Here is an 18,170-nt window from a genome sequence, read left to right as displayed (position 1 = left end):
TCGGCTGGTAGACCAGCGCGCCGTCGAAGCGGCGGGTCAGCGAACCCGGAGTACGAGTCGGTGTCCACCCGGGCGCCGCCGCACATCACCGCCTGCCATCATGGCGCCATGGGTGATCGTGTGAACATCTCCTCCGGCTCCGAGTTCGAGGACATCGTCGGCTACTGCCGCGCCGTCCGCGTCGGTAATGTGATTGCGGTCAGCGGCAGCACCGCCTCGGCTCCCGGCGGCACCGCGGTCGGCGGCGATGATATCGGCGAGCAGACTCGGGAAACCCTCAACCGCATTGCTACCGCTCTCACCGAAGCCGGCGCCAGCCTGGAAGACGTGGTGCGCACTCGCATCTTCGTCACCGACATCTCACGCTGGCCCGAGGTCGCCAAGGCGCACTCGGAGGTCTTCGGCAAGATCCGCCCGGCCGCCTCCATGTACGAAATCAGCGCCCTGATCACGCCCGCGCTGCTGGTGGAGATCGAGGCCGACGCCATCGTCAGCGAGTAAAACCCCGCAGCCCGGCTCGTCGGCACTGCCCGGCGGGCCAGGGACGGTGTCGCTAGGGTCGGATCGTGACCAGCGATGCTCCGGAAACCACCGTCCAGCTCGATACCGTCGCCGAGGCGACGACCCGCCTGCTCGACACCGTCCGTGGTCTCGGCGAAGCCGACGTGACCGAGCCCTCGCTGCTGCCCGGCTGGACCCGCGGCCACGTGCTCGCCCACCTGGCCCGCAATGCCGACAGCCTGGTCAACCTCCTGCTGTGGGCCCGCACCGGCATCGAAACCCCCCAGTACCCGAGCCAATTCATCCGCGACGCCGACATCGAAGCCGGCGCCCCACGGCCACTGGCCGAACAGCTCACCGACAACGAGACCGCCGCGAGGCGCTGGCTCAGCCTCGCCCAGACGATGCCCCCGGCGGCCTGGGAAGCGATCGTGCGCACCAGGCAGGGCAGGCCGATCGCCGCGACAGAGGTGCTGTGGATGCGATTACAAGAGGTCGAAATCCACCACGTGGACCTCGCCGCCGGATACCAGCCCGCCGATTGGCCGACCGACTTCGTGACGCGCCTACTGCCCCACGCAGTCGCCGACCTGAACAAGGCTGCGGCCTCCGAGACCACCCCGACGTTCGAGATCCACACCAGCGATACCAACTTCACCGGCACAATCGGCACGGCGGCCCGATCCCACACCATCACCGGCCCCGCCCACTCCCTACTGGCCTGGCTCCTCGGCCGCTCGATCGGAGCCGACCTGACGGGCGATCTCCCACCACTACCCGCATGGAAGTGACCTCGAGACAACGGAATTCGTGGCGCGGCGGAGGCCGGGACCGACTCGCCGCCCCGGCCGTCGCACCGGCTTCCTGTCGACTCTTCGCCTGCCGACAACCCTCGGGCTCGGACGAGACCGGGACCGGGACCGGAGAAGGTTCGTCCAGCCTGTCTGTACCCGCCGCCGATATCGACAGCTTGGTGACGAAAGTCTGACGGCACGGCCGAGTTCGGCAATATTTGCGCTGACAGACATCAGAATCGGGTACGCGGCAGCCACAGTGGCGTAGGAGCATTACGCGGTCGCACGGGCTTCGGTGACCGGATCCGGCGTGACAGCACTGCGCTATCACAACGTATACGGGTGGGCATAGCGTTCGGCGCGTTGCGGTCACGATCCAGTACGAGGCGGCATTCATCGCAACGGAACACTCGCTCACTCAACCGTAGGACCGCTCCACCGTCTGCTGCTCGAGGTCGGCTCTGACCAGCGCGAGTCCCCAATTGAACGCGAATCGTTGTGCCCCACAATGCGACCGCGGCATGACAACCTGATCCGGCGTGGGATCGAGAGCAGATCGGTATGCCTGGATCCAATGCCACTTAGCTTGACGTGTTTTCGCAGGTCATCGGCATGATTGCGATGTAGTGCCAGCTGGTTGGTCTGTGAGACTGGTTGGTGTGGAGCGTTTTTGGGCGTGTCGGTGCCGGATCGTGTCGGTGCTGGGGTTAGCGTCGCCGACGTGGTGGATGTGGGTGCGGTGTCGTTGATCGATCAGGTGTCGTTGGGTGTGTTGACCGCTGTGGTGGACCGTGATGCGGTGGAGATGGCGATTTCCGAGCACGGCAAGGCGCCCAAGCGTCGTGGTGGGACGTTGCCGCCGCATTTGGTGATGTATTTCGTGGTCGCGTTGGCGTTGTTCGCAGGTGTGGACTACGAGGGGGTGATGCGGAAACTGGTTGGGCCGCTGCGGCTTTGGCGTTGTTGGGATCCGAAGTGGAGTTTGCCGACCTCGGGTGGGATCACCCAGGCCCGGCAGCGGCTGGGGTTCGAGCCGATGAAAACACTGTTCGAGCGGATCGCGGTGCCGGTGGCGTCGCGGCTGACCCTGGACGCGTTCTACGCGCGACGCAGGCTGGTCTCGATTGATGGCATGGTGTTCGACGTGGCCGACACCGAGGCCAACGCAACGGAATTCGGTAAACCGAGCAAGGGAGTGTTGCCACAGGCACGGGTGGTGACGTTGACCGAATGCGGCTCGCATGTGAGCCTGGGCGCGGTGATCGGGCCGGTCGTGGGCAAGGGCACCGGTGAACGCACCGCCGCGGCCGAACTGATCTGGTTACTCGAACCCGGCATGATGTTGGTGTGTGACCAGGGGTTCTACAGTTTCAAACTGTGGTGCCAGGGCGCCGACACCGACGCCGACCTGTTGTGGCGTCTCGGTGACATTATGGACCTGCCGATCGTGGACCGCCTCGGTGACGGCTCCTATGTGACACTGCTTTTCGCGCCCAAAACCCCGGCGAAAATGCGGGCCGAGCTGCTGGAGGCGGCCATAGCCGGGGAGGAGTTGGACTGGGACCGGACTCGTTTCGCCCGCGTCATCGAGTACGAGATCACCGACCGTGGCGAAGGCGGTGAGCTGATCTGCCTGCTCACCACCATCCTCGACCCGCACGAGGCACCCTCGCTGATCCTGGCCGAGGCCTATCACCAACGCTGGGAACACGAAGCCGCGAACAGGCAAATCAAGACGCAGCTCCGCGGCCCCGCCAAAACCCTGCGCTCGCAAACCCCGGACATGGTCCGCCAGGAAATATACGGATTCCTCATCGCCCACTACGCGATCTGCTCGCTGATCTGCCGGGCCGCGGTCGAGACCGGCATCGATCCCGACCGCGTGAAGTTCACCCAGACCGTCCGACTCGCCCGCGACACCATCGCAGGCCCGGACGGTTTTTCCCCCTGACCGCCAACTCGAGCTCCACACCGAACTCGCCGAACAGATCACCGCAAAACGCCACCTCAACCCCCGCCGCCACCGCTCCTACCCCCGCGTCGTCAAACGCGCCAGACACAACAGCTTCCGAGTAAAACGCAAGGCAGACAAGGGAACCCGTCACACCGGACCCGCTACCATCCGGCTGGCCAACCAAAGCTGCATCACGCCGACACAACGACGACCATCCGCAAAACCGCCGGTCACAGCTCTACAGGGGGCGAGCTAAGCGGCATTGTGCCTGGATCGGTTGTGCATCACCGACACTTGAACAATCCCGACCCCGAATCTGTCCGAACTGTTCCGATGTGCTTGGACGACGACCATCGCATTCGGATACGACAGGTTTCGATGCCGTTGACGGATCGTCGGCTACAAGAGGTCGGGACCAACGATCGTCCAGGGAGTAACTCTGCGCCCGGTCAATATGAACAAGGCCTCCGGCGTGAACACCGGAGGCCTTGTCGAAGTGCGCCCGGAGAGATTCGAACTCCCAACCTTCTGATCCGTTCGTCCGTCCGGCACTGTCTGCCGGAGTACGCGATTGCTGCTGTGGCACAACGGTTCTCGGCTCGATGTACTCCCGTAAGTCCCTCGGAGTTCGCGTCTGTACGGGCACGTTTGTACGGGGAAAGTACTAGATCGGTCGAGAAGGCCGGCCACGGTTGGGGCGCTCGCTTTCAAGTCGAATACGTTGTGTCCGCGCTGGTCTCGCGGGCGTACGCGCTCCTACGTGAGGTGCCGAAACGCCTCCGTGGGAGTCTTGTCGTGTCCGGGGCGGTCCGGGTGACTTATGACAACTCGGTGACAACGGGTGACATGTTGACTGGTGGCACGCCGTGTCGGAGTAGAGCTAATAGAGTTCGACTCAGATGGAAAGCGGCGAGGAAGACGCGGGCATGACGAGTCATCAACACGATCTGTTCTTTACAGGCCTCATCCATCCGCAAGCTGGGTCCTGGCGCCTCGATCGCCCGGCCACGATGAACGACGGTGAACGCGTGATTGAGGTGTTTTTCGTCAATTCCGTGTTCAACGTGCGCGTCACCTTCAGCGATAGCCACCAGCTCGGTAGCGGCGAAGACGACAGTGTCTGGCTTAACCCGATCTGGTACGAGGTAGAGGCAGTGGTGCAGGCAGTACTGGACTCGCTGGGGTTTGTCTTGGCCGCATCGCTTGAGCTTGAGATGACAACTGGAAGGGCAGACGCCAATGCCATCGTCGGCGGACTAACCTCACTGCCCGCGTTCGCCCGCGTCGAGGGGGACCGTGTCGATGGCGAGTCGCTCGGAAAGTACTTAGCTGCGTCGAACGAGAACGCCAACGTACGCCACGCGCTCGCCGACATGCGAATGGCACTTCGGCTCACGATCGACACAGCCTTCTACTGTTACCGAGCGATCGAGTGCCTACGACAAGAGTTTGTCTACCCCGAGGACGAAGGTAAACCCGGACGGTCGTGGGAACGCATGCACGCCGCTCTGCGTACTTCCAAGGCCGAGATGGATCCATTGACAGAGCTGGCGACGCCGCGGCGACATGGTGAAGCTCTGCCGCTTTCTCACGACGACCGGCTGAAATGGCTTCGATGGACCCGTGATGTCGTCGGCCGGTACATCGAGGAGTACTACCCTCGTGGGTGTCGGTGACTTGTGCTGCGGACGGACTGCGGACGAGACCGGCGGTATTGCGCTGGAGTTTCCCTGGTCTTTTAGAAGGGGGAATCGTCAGCGTGCACGATGTCCAAACATTCCCGCCGTTGTTTGGAGGGAACGACTTTCTTCCACTCGCCGATCCGAAAGTTCCGACCTTGAAACCACTCAACTGCGGTCGCGCGGCAGGATGCCCAGACGGCGTCCTCGATATCAGGCTTGATCGCAGTCTTGATACCAACGCCTGAATTCGTGGGCGAGATCTTGTGGTGGGTCCATGTGCCGATGGCGCGGAGGCGGTTGTCATTCTGCGCGTCGATCGCTGCCTGCGGTTTCAGGATACTTAGCTCCTGGCACCCGGTTTGATACGTGATGACCTCATAGGTCACCTCGAGGGGAGGAAGGCGGCGATACTCCCAGCGACGCTTAGCGTCTTCGTAGCGGGCTTGGTCGATGTACACATACCTGACGACACCTTCGAGCAGAGCTTGGGAATCAAAAGCCTCGTCACGGTCAGGGTCGAAATCGAGATCGTGTGCGCCCTCGTTGCCGATGTGGCGAAGGTGAGTGGCCCAATCCACGAGGCGACCGTCGATCTTGCCATCGCCTTGTAGCGCTATCAGGCGCTTTTCGAGTGTTCCTGACGTAGCACCTTGATCGCGGCAGAGCGCCTCCAAACCGCGGCGCGCGGCAACAGTGGCCATCGCGTAAGCGCCACCCTTCATACACCCCTCGACTTCGGCAAGCGCGCGACGAACAATCGCCGGCAGCACCTCAGTTCGCCCGAGGCGTTCCTCCCACTCCATGCATGGAGCATAGCCAGGGCGCTGGTGTCACCCGAGCCATTTTGTGGCGCGGACACATCACCGACCCGAACCGACTGCCCGCCCCGGCGACTTCCCTTCCCCTGCTTCCTCATACTGGCCGTCCCTCAGCGAAGGGAGGTCGTGTCAAGGGTGGCGCGTGCGCCATCGGCTTGCCGACGCCGTAGGCGCTCTTGACCCGTCCGAGTAGAGCGAGATCATGGGGCCATGAGGAGGCAGGGACCTACCCGCGGACTCCATCTCGGATCGTGCCGTTCGTCGTGTGCTGGCTTGGGGCATGGTGACCACAGCCAGTCGACTGGGCAGAGGCCAGCCGATTCGTGATCGGCTGCGGGAGGTAGGTCGGGTACGGCTCACGTCGTGCCCACACTTCCTCGGTTATCGCAAAAGTGAGCCACAGTGTCCTGAAGTGACATTGGAGGCGCAACGCGTCGCCGACGTGCCGACGCGCCGCGGCCGGAGCATGCGTAGGGAGCGTTGCGCGTCGTAGCGCGGCGGCGGCGCGTAGCGCCGCCGCAGGCGCTCTTGTACCTGTATGGCTGAATTCGGCAACAACCGTCGAACGGTTGGCGTGACGGAAGCCGGAACGGCGTAGCTCATGAAGCCTGATCGGGCATCGTCCTTGGCCACTGCCTGGGTTGTGGAACCGGCTGCGTTCCAACGATTCTCGTCGGTGGCCTGTCGTAGTGTGGTGACACCTCTATCCGCGGGGCGGTGGACATGGTCCAGACATCGCGCCCAGGAGGGAGGTGGTGGGTTTGGCGAAACATCGCCGGAAAATGAGCAAGGCCCCGGTCGACTACGGCATCGTGTTGATGACAGCTGCCGTGATCGCCGGGGCGCTCATGCTGGTCCGCTGGTTGCGGGCTAGGTAACCCATCAGGTGGGGCGTCGGTCGCAACGGCGTCCCACCGCCCAGCATCACTTGCGTGATAGTCGTTACTTTACATCGAACGGGGGAGATTAGGCGACCAGGCCGAGCAACTGCGATGCCTCGTGGTTAAAGTCCTGGACTCCTTGCACTGAGGCGTAGGGCTTCAGACTCCGCTGCAAGTCGGTCACTGCTTCTAGGCAGCGAGACGAGTTAACTGATGCCGTGAGTCGGACAACGACTTTCGCGTTCTCTGCGGCCGCGTCGATGTCATTGCGCTGGAGGTGAGCCATGGCTACGGCAGCTTGGCTCAGGCCACCACGGCGCGCACGGCGTTGTTCGCGGCATTCCTGAATCGAGAGGTCGGCGAAATGATCGATCTCGGCGGGCTGCTGGAGATCGCGGAAGCACTGTGCAGCTTCGCCATAGAAGTAGGCCCGATCGATGAACCGTGCCCATTCGGGTTCGCTGTCGTGGTCGATCGTGCTGAAGGTCGATTCTGCGCGGGTAAGTGCTTTTGTGGCAGCTCGTGCATCTCCTAGGCGTGCAAGGGCACGAGCTTCGAGAATGCCAAGGTCGGCGTAGCAGGCAGCAGAATCGGATGGCGTGATCCCATGAAGTCCAGCGCGTGCCAGGGCCACAGCCTCATACGAATGACCCAGTAGGTTGGCCTGGTCGGACATGCCGGCCAAAACGTGGGCGCCAAGAACCTGGTTGTCAGCTGCCTGCGACAGGCGAAGTGCCTGAATGAGATACCGCTGCGCTAGGCCGTGTTCACCGTCGTCGTAGGCCATCCAGCCGATGAGGTACGCCTGCTCAGCGGCGGCATCGTAGAGGGCTGTTTGGACATCGGGCTGATGTTCGCGACGGATGAGCGGAATGACGGTGCTGTTCATATAGCTGATCAGCGCTGTGCGGGCGTGTCCACCGCCGCGCATGACGTCCATCTCCTGAAAGAGGCCGAACATGTTGCGGATTCCGGCTACCTGCTGCATTCCAATCGCCCTGGGGCCACGCTCCGAGTCCAGCTCCTTGAACGTGGCTAGGAGCCAATCTCGGCTGGGAGCTGCAAGCGCTGCCAGGATGAATGGAGCGTTGAACATGCCGGTACTATAGGCCGCGCCCAGATCCCGGATAGTGTCCAACGTGGTCTCAGGGTCTGGCGAGTACTCAAGCCCTCTCGCTGCCAAAGAGTCCATTCCTTCCATGCCGATGTCATGGGGCCGAACTGTACGACCGAGTCGTTCGGATAGCACCCGACAGATCAGAGTCGGAGTGATGCCCCGCGGCTTCTGCCCTTGCTTCACCCATCGGCCTACAGCGGTGTAGTCGTAGCGCAGTGCTTGACCTTCGTTCGCGCCAAGATCGTTGACGCGCTTGGCAAGTCCTGCCCAAGACATACCGGATTCAGTGATCAGCGCTGCAAGAGCGTTGTTCGGCTCGGCCATCGTGGTCCACCCTCTTCCGAGACCGTCAGTTCGTTCTCCCGGCTGATGATACGCGGCGCGGCACCTCTGAAAAGGTCCCGCATGGTTCCGCGAGGGTTCGCATGGGCGTTCACATGGTCCGGCCGAATAGGCAGCTGCGGTTGCCTGTATCTATGCAAATCAGCAGTGAGAACCGGGCGCAGATCGAGGATCGCTTAGCGATCGTAGCGGCCCGGCTGGAGGGGCTTACTGAGAGGCTTCGCGTTTTGGAGAGTGCTCCAGCGCGGACAAGCGAGTCTCGAAGTCGTCGAGCCGAGTCATGATCGTGTCAAGCCGATCGATGATGTCGTCGGCGGGCTCCGCATCAGTGTCGGCGGGGACACGGTAGAAGGTACCTCGGCCTTGCCAGGACACGACCAAGCCTTCCGAGCGAAGCACGTCGATGGCCGCTCGAATGGTCTCCTTCGCGACGCCCCATTCCTCGGCAAGCTTGGGAGTGGAGGGAAGTCGTTGACCTGGCGTGTAGGCGCTGCGGAGCGCTTCCGCGATCCGCAAGTACACGGGCCGCAGATCGTCGGGGTCCATCAGCTGTTTCGACACACGGCAAGTCTACCCAGGCTGTGCAGGATGGTCCTGGATCGGGTTTCCTAGGAAAGTGTAGACAACTAGTGATGAGGATAGTAACCTAGGAAACATACCGAAACATATTCCGCAAGCCGTAAGGGGCAGAACATGGCGATTAAGAGGGGCTACCGATTCCCGATCGAGTTCAAGGACGCGTTCCCGCAGGGCTTGCTGCTGCTGGGTGAGATCTCGCAGATGACGAAGTACAACCCGGATCCGCGTGCGCTGGCTGAGGGTGTCTTCGACTTCGACAAGGAAGGCAACGGCACCGGGTTCCCGTTGTGGGCTGCGTCGGTGACCGACCCGCATGAGGGCAGCGACGGTAAGGCGCAGCGGGCGTCGTTCCAGATCATCTTTGTGGCCACCCATCAGCCGGTGCCTCAGAACGAGGAGATCATCAAGGGGACCGGGATGCGGATGATCGAGTTGGAGGGCTTGACCGCCGAACCGGTCGTCGTGCGCCAGGGTTCGGGTGACAAGAACTTCTCGTATGTCACCTACAAGTTCCGGGCGACCGGGATCAAGGGTGACACCTCCGGTGCCAAGGTGCCTGCGGCTGATCCGGGTGCGGCCCGTCCGGCTAAGGCTGCGTAGTCATGAGGTTCAGCGTGGCGACCGCGAGCATGCTGCTCGTTCGTGTGTTCGCGGTCGTGACGATCGTCGGCGTAGGGGTTGCGGCGTTCCGGTTGTCCTTCGCCACGTTGAAAGACCTGGCCGTGCTCGCGCACATCCCGGTTGGTGATGCGTGGCTGCTTCCGGTCGTCATCGACGGCACGATCCTGTTGGCGACCTTGGGCACGCTGGTGCTGGCCAACAGCCCCGATCGCCTGTATTTCGTCCGGCTGCTGATCATCGGCGCGGCGGTGTCGATCGCGGGCAACTGCCTGCACGCGGTGGTCTCCGGAATGGTGCTGCCGGCGTGGGCTTCAGCGGTGCTGTCGGCGGTGGTGGCCGCTATCGCCCCGATATCGCTGCTCGCGGATACGCATGGTCTGGCTGTGCTTCTGCGTGCGGCACAACACAATTCGGCTCCCGCAGTGTCCGTACCGGTTGCGGTGGTGGACGAGGTGGCCGAAGAACCGGTGGAGGTGCCCGCGGCTTCTCCCGCGCCGGTGGCCTCGGCTCCGGTTCGTCCGGCACAGGTGCCGGTGAAACCTCGACGACCGGTCACGGCACCGGTTCGACCTATTCATCCCGTGCGACCGGTGCAAGAAGCGCTGCCGATCGCTGTTCCTGTCAGGAGTGTGTGATGTCGTTCGTCACTGCCACAACCAATTTCGAGTTTCACAGGGCGCAGTACCAGCCCGCCAGGGTGCACCGCTTCGGCGAAGGGGACGAGTACGCGTGCCCGATCCGGGCGACCGTGTATGTGTCCATGGGCGACGTTCGGATGACGCTGAGCATCGAGGATGCCCAGGCGCTGATGGCCGCGCTGGGTGAGGCCCTGTACGTGCACGGTGAGGCCGTGGTCGAGCAGGAAAACGCCGAGTATCGCGTCGATCTGTTGAAGGCGGTGGCGTGATGTCGAAGTCGTTGATGCTGCCGGTTGGGGTAGCGCTCGCCTCGTTGATTGTGGCTGTGGCTCCGGCTGCTGTGGCTACGCCCGAATCCTCCACCAGTGAGTGTGTGATGTTCTGCGAGGACCAGCAGCGCCGTCCGTCTCCGGACGCGTGCGTGATGTTCTGTGACGAAAAGCCTGCTCCGCCTGCGAATTCCGGCGGCTGCCGCCTGTTCTGCGAGTTGGGTAAGCGCTCCGATACCGGTGCGGGGGTGGCGTGATGTCTGTGACTGCTGCTCTGGTCACTGCTGGTGTGGCCGTGACGTCGGGGCTGATGTGGCAGTGGCGGCGCATCGGTGCCGGTAACTCACCGACGCCGCAAGATCACGCGGCTGCGGCTGCGCTGGAGCTTCGGACCGCGGTGTTCGTGGTGACCGATCCGGCGCAACTGTCAGTGATGTGGCCCGCTCTGGGTCTCGGATCGTGGCAGGTCGGTTTCCCGAATGTCGTTTCGGCCACCTACACCGCGTTCGGGATGTCGGTGCAGGTGCAGATGTTGGGTGGTCAGTCGCTCAAGGACTGGACCAACGACAACACCCGCGATGCCCTCGCCCAGTACCTGGGTGTCGCGTCAGTGATCGTCTCGTCGGTCGATCCTGGCTTCGTCCGTCTGGATCTGCGTGTCTTCGACACCCTCGCCGACACAGCAACGTTGTCGGGTCTGTTTTCTGGCGAGGTGGACCTGGAAGCGGTCCCGGTCGGGGTGACTGAGGACTTCGACACCTGGCGGCTTCGGGTGCTGTACGCGCACATCCTGCTCGCCGGTGCTACGGGTAGCGGTAAGGGCAGCGTGTTGTGGTCGCTGCTCGCCGCTCTCGGTCCAGCGATCAAAGCCGGGTTGGTGGATGTGTGGCTGGCAGACCCGAAGGGTGGCGCGGAGTTCGGGCGTGGTGAGGATCGACTGTTCGTCCGTTTCGCCACCGACACCGACACCATTTTGGCGATGCTGCGCGAAGCCGAGAAGACGATGCGCGAGCGGCTGGCCCGGATGCGAACGGTTGGTATCCGCAAGATCGTCCCGAGTACCGATGAGCCGCTGGTCCTGATCATCATCGATGAGGCCGCGTCGCTGTCGTCGTATGCCAGCCGGGATGAACAGCAGGAGTTCCGGCGTCTGACCGGTCTGTTGCTGTCTCAGGGCCGTGCGGCGGCGGTGTCGGTGGTGGCCGCGTTGCAGGACCCGTCGAAGGAGACGATGCCTAACCGGCAATTGTTCCCGGTCCGGATCGGTCTCCGGTTGGATGAGCCGACCCAGAACGCGATGGTCCACGGCCAGGGCGCTAGGGATCGTGGTGCACGCTGCGACGAGATCAGCGCCCGCACACCGGGTGTCGGCTATGTCGGGGAGGACGGCACCACCGAGTTCGTGCGGGTGCGCGCGTTCTACGTCTCCGACGACGACACCGACGCGATTGTGGATGCCTACTCCCCGGCCCCTGAAATCACCGGTCCGACTGAGGATTACAGCGGCTTCGACCCTGATGACCTCGGCGACGAAGACGGGTCGGTGGCGGCATGAAGCGAGGGTTCGTGACCGAGACGCATGTCGTCGTCTACTGCGACGGTTGCGGCGACATCTACAGCGAGAACGAAGCCGAGTCGATCTGCTTCGACTCCACCCACCAGGCCGTCTCCTACATCAACACCCGTAGCGCCGGCGTGGGCTGGCGGTATGACGGCGACCGGGTGCTGTGTGACGGCTGCCTGGCCACCGCCCGGTGCGCCGAGCACGGCCACCACTTCCCCGAAGCCTGGCAGACCACCGTGTGGCCGCTGGGCACTTCCACTCGTTGCCGCACCTGCATGGTGTGCGGCGTCCCTGAAATCGAGGTCCTTCCATGAGCATTCGTCGTTTCCGTACCACGTTGGCTGGTCGCCTGGAAGACGAAGACATCGATGCTGTTGTCGATATCCGTTCGCGGCGCCGCTGCCATTACGAACGCTGCGGCTTGGATCCGGTCTCGGTCGCGGTGCATCTGCTGGTCGAGACCGGCGATGTCCCCGGCTGGGATGACGGCCTGGACGGTGGAGAGGACTGGGTGGCATGACCACGATTGGACTGGTCGACTCGAACATGCGCGCCGCGTGGCTGGAGGAACAGTTGGCCATCGTCACCGCCGAGCGTGACCGGCTCGCGCACGCCAATGCCGAACTGGCGGTTCGCAACCGAGAGTTGGCGAGTGATTTGGATGATGCGCTGGATCAGCTCGCAGGGCATGCCCTGCACGACGAGCAGGAACGTCTCGTGGCCACGCCGCGCTACATCGGCGCATGCGTCCGGGCCGAACACGCGAAGGGGTGGAGACGGTGACGTTGACGGTGACCGATTTGTTTTGCGGTGCAGGCGGTTCCAGCACCGGCGCGTCCGAAGTCCCCGGGGTGGAAGTCCGGATGGCGGCCAATCATTGGCGGCTGGCGGTGGAAACCCACAACACCAACCATCCGAAGACCGACCACGCGTGCGCTGACCTCTCGCAGGTCGACCCGCGGCTGTTTCCCCGCACGGATGTGTTGTGGGCCAGCCCGTCATGCACCAATCACAGTGTCGCTCGCGGTCGTGCCCGCAACATCGACTCGACCCCGGACCTGTTCGGTGAGATCCTGCCCGATGAAGCCGCCGAACGATCCCGCGCGACGATGTGGGATGTGGTGCGCTTCGCCGAACACCACCGCTACCGGGCGATCATCGTCGAGAACGTGGTGGATGCCGCCAAGTGGGTGATGTGGCCGGCGTGGCTGCAAGCGCTGGATCTGCTCGGCTACCGCCATCACGTGGTCTACCTCAACAGCATGCACGCCCAAGCCGCTGGTCTCCCGGCGCCGCAGTCGCGCGATCGGATGTATGTGGTGTGCTGGCGTGCCGGTGACCGTGCTCCGGACCTAGAGCGCTGGACCCGCCCGCAAGCCTGGTGCGGCCACTGCGACCGGGAAGTGACCGCGGTGCAGGGCTGGAAGAACCCACGTCGCCGGTGGGGCCGCTACCGCGCCCAATATTCCTGGCGCTGCCCGCAGGTCGCTTGCCGCAACTCCATCGTGGAACCGGCGTGGCTGCCCGCCTCCTGCGCGATCGACTGGACGCTTCGTGGTGAACGGATCGGGGATCGCCGTAAACCGTTGGCGGACAAAACCATGCAACGCATCCAAACCGGGCTGACGAAGCTGGGTGGCGCACTGCTGGTGCCCTCTGGTGGCACGTGGCGGGATGAGGCGGCGCCGGTGGCTGCACCGATGTCGACGCGCACCACCCGGGAGACGGATGCGTTGCTCGTGCCGGTGGAGGGCCGTGTGGGTGTGTTCGCACGCCCGGTGTCGGCTCCGGTGCGCACGATGACCACGCGCAGCGAAACCGCTTTGTTGGTGCCCTATTACGGCAACGGCACCGCGCGCCCGGTGGATGATCCGCACGGCACGATGACCACCCACGACCGGTATGCGTTCGTGGTCCCGCTGCGTAATCACAACACCGCGAAACCGGTCTCCGACCCGTTGGACACGATCGCGGCGGCCGGGAACCACCACGCGCTGGCGACAGTGGCGCCGGTGGTCCAGGACTGCGAGTTCCGGATGCTCGAACCCTCCGAGATCGCTCGCGCCATGGCGTTCGACCAGAAATACGTGATCCTCGGTAACCGTCGTGAACAGGTCCGCCAAGCCGGTAACGCTGTCACCCCACCTGCGGCTCGGGACCTGGTATCCGCGGTCGCGGAAGCGCTCGGTCACGAGGTGGCGGCATGACCGATCGAGGCGACCCGAAACCCGCACGCCGTCAACCGAACCCGGTCGTCGTCGCGGCATCGGCAGGGATCAAGTCCAACCGTGGCAAAACCCGTCGCACCAAACCAGAACAACTGGCCCTGTTCGACCTGCCCGCAGAGAGGCAACCCCGATGACCAACACCACAACCACCCGCCACGACCCGTTCGACCTGATCGGCCTGGCCGTCCTCAACACGGTGTGGTGGGCCCTGATCGGCGTCGGCGTGCTCGCCTGGTGGGCAGCGCTATTCCCCATGGTGTCCGTCCCGATCGCCCTGGCGGTAGCTGCCGGGTTCCTGATCGGCTGGCCTGCGGCTGTCGTGGTGGTCGGGGTGTCCATCGCGGGGATGGTGCTGTGGCGCCGCAGGAGTCGCCAGACCTTCGAGCGGTGGATCACCTCGCGGGCACGCACCCGGTTCCTGGCGTGGTTTAGGTATCGCCGTCGCTGGGCTCGGCTCATGGATGCCTGCCACCTGAGCATCATTCGCGACGAAAACACCCTCGTCCCGCGGCTGGTGTCGGTCGCTATCGGTGACACGGTCGATCGGCTTCGGGTGCGGATGCTGGAAGGTCATTGCCCGGATGACTGGGAAAACCGGGTCGAACACCTCGCCCACGGGTTCGGCGCCCTGGAATGCCGGATCTCGATCGTCGGCCCCGCGCTGGTGGAACTGGTTTTCCGTCATGCCGATTCCCTCGCCGAAACGATCGAGCTGCCCCGTATCGACGGTGGCCGCTGGACTAAGGACGCTGCCTGATGAACGAGACCACTATCGAAGAACCCAAGATCCGGGAAAGCGCTGCTGATCGTCGCGCCCTGCCCAACCTCTACGAAGTGGCGGTAGCTGCGGCCGAGAAGTTCGGGGTCTGCGTTCGCCCGGTCACGATGCGAGTAGAAGATCCCAAGAGCGGGACCGTGTCCTATGTCGGGTCACCGTGCAAAGCCACCATCGCATCGGTGTGCAAGCCATGTGCCGACAAGGCCCGGTATCTGCGGATCACCCAATGCCGGGAAGGTTGGCACGCCGAGACCGAACCGGTCGCCCAGACACGCGAACCTACCCAGTGGCAAACCGAATTACTCACCGCCCGAGCTGATCTCGCCGTCCAATACCAGGAAGCCAAAGACGACGGCGACCAGGATCTGATGGCCGCTATCCGCGAGATCGTCACCGACCTCGATCAGGAGTTGCGTGCCTGCGGTCTGCGTGGCCCACTGCCGTCGCTGGACCCGAAACCGGCCAAGCGGCGTGCCCGCTCCACCAAACGCCGTCAGGACGTGCCGGACCTGCCGCGCAAGAAGGTTGCCCGTAACACGATCGGGCGCGTCTACGGCGGCAAGTACCGGCCGTCGATGATGGTCACCCTGACCATGCCGTCCTACGGTGCGATCAACCCTGATGGCGCCATCGACAAGAAGACCGGTCAGCCGTGCTCGGATGGTTCCCCACGTCGCCCCGACGAGTACGACTATCCCAGTGCCGCACGAGATATCGTGTTCTGCTCGGCGTTGTTCGACCGATGGATCCAAAACCTTCGCCGCGCTGTCGGCTATGACGTGCAGTACTTCGCGGCCGTGGAGCCCCAGAAACGGGGTGCCCCGCACTTTCATGTGCTGCTGCGCACCGCGATCCCGCGCGACATCCTGAAACTGGTCACCGCGGCTACCTACCACCAAGTGTGGTGGCCGCACTTCGACCCCGACAACGAGGTGTACTCCGGGGACCGGATGCCGGTCTGGGATCACCAAGCCATGACCTTCGTCGACCCCGACACCAAACAGGCGTTGTCGGGCTGGGATGAGGCCCTGGACATCCTCGACACCGTCGATGACCTGAAACCGGCCTACACAGTCCAGTTCGGGGCACGCATGGACCCCGGCGACGTCCGCGGCCACATCCCCGGCAAGGACGCCGACCGGGCGATCGGCTACGCCACCAAGTACCTCACCAAGAGCATCAGCGAAGTCCTCGAAACCGACTCGGTCCGCACAGCCACCCACTACGACCGGTTGCACGCCGAGCTCAAGCACACCCCGTGCTCACCGAAATGCGCGGTCTGGTTGCGCTACGGCATCGTCCCCAAGGGCGCCACCGACAAAACCGTTGCCGGCCGCTGCAAGGGCAAAGCCCATAGGCGGGACACCCTTGGCCTTCCCGGTCGGCGGGTGCTGGTGTCGCGTCGCTGGAGCGGGAAGACGCTGCCCGATCACAAGGCCGATCGTGCCGATTTCGTTCGGCAGTTGCTCGCCGATGTCGGGATCGTCAAACCGGACACCTCACACCTGAGGGTCACCCCGGTCGAACCTGGTGATCAGTCCAGACCGCTGCGTGAGCACCTGATCATGGCCGCGATCTCGCAGCGCACGGTGTGGCGGGCGGAGTACCTGAGAGCCCAGTTGGCTGCCGGTCCACCTGGGGCGCAAGAAACTTCGGCAATCCCACAAGCGGCATAGAAGGGAACAGGGGAGATGGCGCGATTGCTCACCGAGCAGGAGGTCCGGGAGCGCATTCCGGTCGGACACAGCAAGTACTACGAGCTCATCGGATCGGGTGAACTGCGCTCGGTAAAGATCGGTCGACGACGGTTCGTGACAGAACAGGCTGTCGCTGACTACATCGCCGGGCTCGATCAGGCGGCGTGAACCTGTGCCTAGACAGCGTATGACCCCTGGTGAGTGGGGCAAGATCACGGTCAGGAAGTCGGGGCCGGGCCGGTTCACCGCATCGACATACATCCGGGACGAGGACGGGCGTCGCCGGCAGGTGGAGCGGAGCGGTTCAAGCGAAGAGGATGCGCGGCGGGCACTGCTGCGGCACCTGAAAAAGCGAACCACGCCCACCGTGGGTGCTGTGGTAAGTGAACGAACCTCGTTGTCGGAGCTGTTCGAGGTATGGATTTCACTGAAGGAAAACCTCAAAGGGCAGTCGCGCGACGAGTACCGCCGGGTGTGGGACAAGCACGGTGCATCCCAGCTCGGGGCGCTGCGGGTGCGGGAGCTCCCGACGAGCCGCGCCGAACGATATATAGGGACGTTGCCTACCTCGCGCGCCCGGACGCTGCGTGTGGTGCTGATCGGGATGTTCGCGACGGCTGTTCGGTATGACGTGCTCACGGTAAATCCCATTCGGGAGGTGACCCGTAAGTCCAGCAAGGCTGCACCAGCGCGGGCATTGACGCCGGAGGAGTTCGCGACGGTTCGTTCGGCAGTACAGGCGTACCGCAATCGGCCTGGGGTGAGTGGGCCACGTCCGGGCCGGTTGCTCTTGGAGTTCATCGACGTGATGGCGTCGACGGGATGCCGACCAAATGAGGTGCTTGGGCTGCGCTGGTCCGATGTCGACTTGCTGGCTGATCCACCGACGATGACGACTGCTGGCACGGCGTTGGACCACGGCAAGGTGACCGGCAAGGGCGTGCACCGTCAGGACGAACGCAAGGGTGGTGCTCCGGATCACACGGTCGTTCTTCCGAAGTTGGCGGTGGATGCGCTGACCAGGTTGTTCGGCAATCCCACCGATGCGGACGGCCCGGTCTTCGCCAACCGTGACGGCGGATGGATGAGTTTGGCGAACCTGCGTCGGTCGCTGCGGGCTGCTCTGCCTGATGAGCTGCGATGGGTGACGCCGTACAGCTTCCGGCGGACGGTGGCGACGTTGGTCCGCGACGACCTCGGTCCGGCCCAGGCGCAGGCTCAGCTTTCGCACGCGAAGTTGTCGACCACCGAGCAGCACTACCTTCAGCGGCAGACCCAGGGGCCGGACGTTCGGAGCACCCTCGACCGATTCGCCGAGGGAAAGTAACGACTGGTTTGTAAGGGCAAAGTACTGGATCTGTTGCAGATGATCGTGAACGCCAGTTGGCCCCCGAACTGCTTACGCAGGCCGGGGGCCAACTTCTGTGCGCCCGGAGAGATTCGAACTCCCAACCTTCTGATCCGTAGTCAGATGCTCTATCCGTTGAGCTACGGGCGCATGGTTATTCAGTTGTTGCCCGGTTTTACCCGGGTGTGGCGGAGGCGAGAGGATTTGAACCTCCGGTCCCCGTGAAGGGACAACTCATTAGCAGTGAGTCCCATTCGGCCGCTCTGGCACGCCTCCTGGAGCCTTCTCTTCGAGGGCACCGGTCCTTTCGAACCGCCGAGCAGCAAGGTTACAGTAGCCGCGGTCGAGATCGCAAAACG

At 63.7% G+C, this 18,170-nt stretch carries 22 protein-coding genes and 2 tRNA genes; 18 read left to right on the top strand and 6 right to left on the bottom strand.

Annotated elements, in window-relative coordinates:
* The first annotated feature begins 108 nt into the window (after positions 1-108).
* Both ACV7NQ_RS17535 and ACV7NQ_RS17530 read left to right on the top strand, forming a co-directional pair.
* A complete protein-coding gene (locus tag ACV7NQ_RS17535) occupies positions 109-501 on the top strand; it encodes a RidA family protein (protein WP_463360656.1) in 393 nt (130 codons plus the stop codon).
* Positions 502-566: 65 nt separating this feature from the next.
* A complete protein-coding gene (locus tag ACV7NQ_RS17530) occupies positions 567-1,292 on the top strand; it encodes a maleylpyruvate isomerase family mycothiol-dependent enzyme (RefSeq protein WP_463360655.1) in 726 nt (241 codons plus the stop codon).
* 421 nt (positions 1,293-1,713) lie between these two features.
* Here ACV7NQ_RS17530 and ACV7NQ_RS17525 read toward each other — a convergent pair whose 3' ends face one another.
* Positions 1,714-1,866, bottom strand: a complete 153-nt coding sequence (locus ACV7NQ_RS17525) for a helix-turn-helix domain-containing protein (protein WP_463365710.1) — start codon at positions 1,864-1,866, stop codon at positions 1,714-1,716.
* 105 nt (positions 1,867-1,971) lie between these two features.
* Here ACV7NQ_RS17525 and ACV7NQ_RS17520 point away from each other — a divergent pair, with 105 nt between their 5' ends.
* Both ACV7NQ_RS17520 and ACV7NQ_RS17515 read left to right on the top strand, forming a co-directional pair.
* On the top strand, positions 1,972-3,246 hold the full coding sequence (locus ACV7NQ_RS17520; protein ID WP_463365544.1) for an IS4 family transposase: 1,275 nt from the start codon (positions 1,972-1,974) through the stop codon (positions 3,244-3,246).
* 902 nt (positions 3,247-4,148) lie between these two features.
* Positions 4,149-4,925 (top strand): hypothetical protein, encoded by a 777-nt coding sequence (locus ACV7NQ_RS17515; RefSeq protein WP_463360654.1) that lies wholly within the window; start codon positions 4,149-4,151, stop codon positions 4,923-4,925.
* A gap of 62 nt (positions 4,926-4,987) precedes the next feature.
* Here ACV7NQ_RS17515 and ACV7NQ_RS17510 read toward each other — a convergent pair whose 3' ends face one another.
* From ACV7NQ_RS17510 to ACV7NQ_RS17500, 3 genes are all read right to left on the bottom strand, one after another.
* Complete coding sequence (locus ACV7NQ_RS17510; protein WP_463360653.1) at positions 4,988-5,734, bottom strand: DUF4145 domain-containing protein; 747 nt, start codon at positions 5,732-5,734, stop codon at positions 4,988-4,990.
* A 981-nt stretch (positions 5,735-6,715) separates the two neighbouring features.
* Positions 6,716-8,071 carry a hypothetical protein gene (locus tag ACV7NQ_RS17505; RefSeq protein WP_463360652.1) on the bottom strand — a complete coding sequence of 452 codons (1,356 nt, stop codon included), beginning with the start codon at positions 8,069-8,071 and terminating at the stop codon, positions 6,716-6,718.
* Between the two features lie 225 nt (positions 8,072-8,296).
* Entirely contained in the window at positions 8,297-8,650 is a 354-nt protein-coding gene (locus ACV7NQ_RS17500) for a winged helix-turn-helix domain-containing protein (RefSeq protein ID WP_463360651.1), read from the bottom strand.
* 132 nt (positions 8,651-8,782) lie between these two features.
* Between ACV7NQ_RS17500 and ACV7NQ_RS17495 the strand changes: the two genes are divergently transcribed.
* From ACV7NQ_RS17495 to ACV7NQ_RS17430, 14 genes are read left to right on the top strand one after another with little or no spacing between them, the layout of a single operon-like run.
* The gene (locus ACV7NQ_RS17495; protein WP_463360650.1) at positions 8,783-9,268 is read left to right on the top strand and encodes a hypothetical protein; all 486 of its coding nucleotides are present in this window, start codon (positions 8,783-8,785) and stop codon (positions 9,266-9,268) included.
* A gap of 2 nt (positions 9,269-9,270) precedes the next feature.
* Positions 9,271-9,924, top strand: coding sequence for a DUF2637 domain-containing protein (locus ACV7NQ_RS17490; protein WP_463360649.1), 654 nt, complete (start codon positions 9,271-9,273; stop codon positions 9,922-9,924).
* Positions 9,924-10,196, top strand: a complete 273-nt coding sequence (locus tag ACV7NQ_RS17485) for a hypothetical protein (protein ID WP_463360648.1) — start codon at positions 9,924-9,926, stop codon at positions 10,194-10,196. Before ACV7NQ_RS17490 ends, ACV7NQ_RS17485 begins: the two co-directional genes overlap by 1 nt.
* Positions 10,196-10,453 carry a hypothetical protein gene (locus ACV7NQ_RS17480; protein WP_463360647.1) on the top strand — a complete coding sequence of 86 codons (258 nt, stop codon included), beginning with the start codon at positions 10,196-10,198 and terminating at the stop codon, positions 10,451-10,453. The genes ACV7NQ_RS17485 and ACV7NQ_RS17480 overlap by 1 nt, the downstream gene beginning before the upstream one ends.
* Positions 10,453-11,751, top strand: coding sequence for an FtsK/SpoIIIE domain-containing protein (locus ACV7NQ_RS17475; RefSeq protein WP_463360646.1), 1,299 nt, complete (start codon positions 10,453-10,455; stop codon positions 11,749-11,751). The genes ACV7NQ_RS17480 and ACV7NQ_RS17475 overlap by 1 nt, the downstream gene beginning before the upstream one ends.
* An 11-nt stretch (positions 11,752-11,762) precedes the next feature.
* Positions 11,763-12,074, top strand: coding sequence for a hypothetical protein (locus ACV7NQ_RS17470; protein WP_463360645.1), 312 nt, complete (start codon positions 11,763-11,765; stop codon positions 12,072-12,074).
* Complete coding sequence (locus tag ACV7NQ_RS17465; protein WP_463360644.1) at positions 12,071-12,280, top strand: hypothetical protein; 210 nt, start codon at positions 12,071-12,073, stop codon at positions 12,278-12,280. The genes ACV7NQ_RS17470 and ACV7NQ_RS17465 overlap by 4 nt, the downstream gene beginning before the upstream one ends.
* Positions 12,277-12,543: a hypothetical protein gene (locus tag ACV7NQ_RS17460; RefSeq protein WP_463360643.1), complete on the top strand. Its 267-nt coding sequence runs from the start codon at positions 12,277-12,279 to the stop codon at positions 12,541-12,543. Before ACV7NQ_RS17465 ends, ACV7NQ_RS17460 begins: the two co-directional genes overlap by 4 nt.
* Complete coding sequence (locus ACV7NQ_RS17455; RefSeq protein ID WP_463360642.1) at positions 12,540-13,967, top strand: DNA cytosine methyltransferase; 1,428 nt, start codon at positions 12,540-12,542, stop codon at positions 13,965-13,967. Before ACV7NQ_RS17460 ends, ACV7NQ_RS17455 begins: the two co-directional genes overlap by 4 nt.
* Complete coding sequence (locus ACV7NQ_RS17450) at positions 13,964-14,122, top strand: hypothetical protein (protein ID WP_463360641.1); 159 nt, start codon at positions 13,964-13,966, stop codon at positions 14,120-14,122. The genes ACV7NQ_RS17455 and ACV7NQ_RS17450 overlap by 4 nt, the downstream gene beginning before the upstream one ends.
* The gene (locus ACV7NQ_RS17445) at positions 14,119-14,745 is read left to right on the top strand and encodes a hypothetical protein (RefSeq protein ID WP_463360640.1); all 627 of its coding nucleotides are present in this window, start codon (positions 14,119-14,121) and stop codon (positions 14,743-14,745) included. The genes ACV7NQ_RS17450 and ACV7NQ_RS17445 overlap by 4 nt, the downstream gene beginning before the upstream one ends.
* Complete coding sequence (locus tag ACV7NQ_RS17440) at positions 14,745-16,442, top strand: replication initiator (protein WP_463360639.1); 1,698 nt, start codon at positions 14,745-14,747, stop codon at positions 16,440-16,442. The genes ACV7NQ_RS17445 and ACV7NQ_RS17440 overlap by 1 nt, the downstream gene beginning before the upstream one ends.
* 15 nt (positions 16,443-16,457) lie before the next feature.
* Positions 16,458-16,631: a helix-turn-helix domain-containing protein gene (locus tag ACV7NQ_RS17435; RefSeq protein ID WP_463360638.1), complete on the top strand. Its 174-nt coding sequence runs from the start codon at positions 16,458-16,460 to the stop codon at positions 16,629-16,631.
* 4 nt (positions 16,632-16,635) lie between these two features.
* Positions 16,636-17,790, top strand: a complete 1,155-nt coding sequence (locus ACV7NQ_RS17430) for a tyrosine-type recombinase/integrase (protein ID WP_463360637.1) — start codon at positions 16,636-16,638, stop codon at positions 17,788-17,790.
* Between the two features lie 98 nt (positions 17,791-17,888).
* Here ACV7NQ_RS17430 and ACV7NQ_RS17425 read toward each other — a convergent pair.
* A tRNA-Arg gene (locus ACV7NQ_RS17425) sits at positions 17,889-17,961 on the bottom strand.
* 36 nt (positions 17,962-17,997) lie between these two features.
* Positions 17,998-18,087 (bottom strand) — tRNA-Ser (locus tag ACV7NQ_RS17420).
* Between the last annotated feature and the right edge of the window lie 83 nt (positions 18,088-18,170).

The organism is Nocardia sp. Tas62D01 (assembly GCF_055232035.1).
This window is presented reverse-complemented; position numbering and strand designations above follow the sequence as displayed.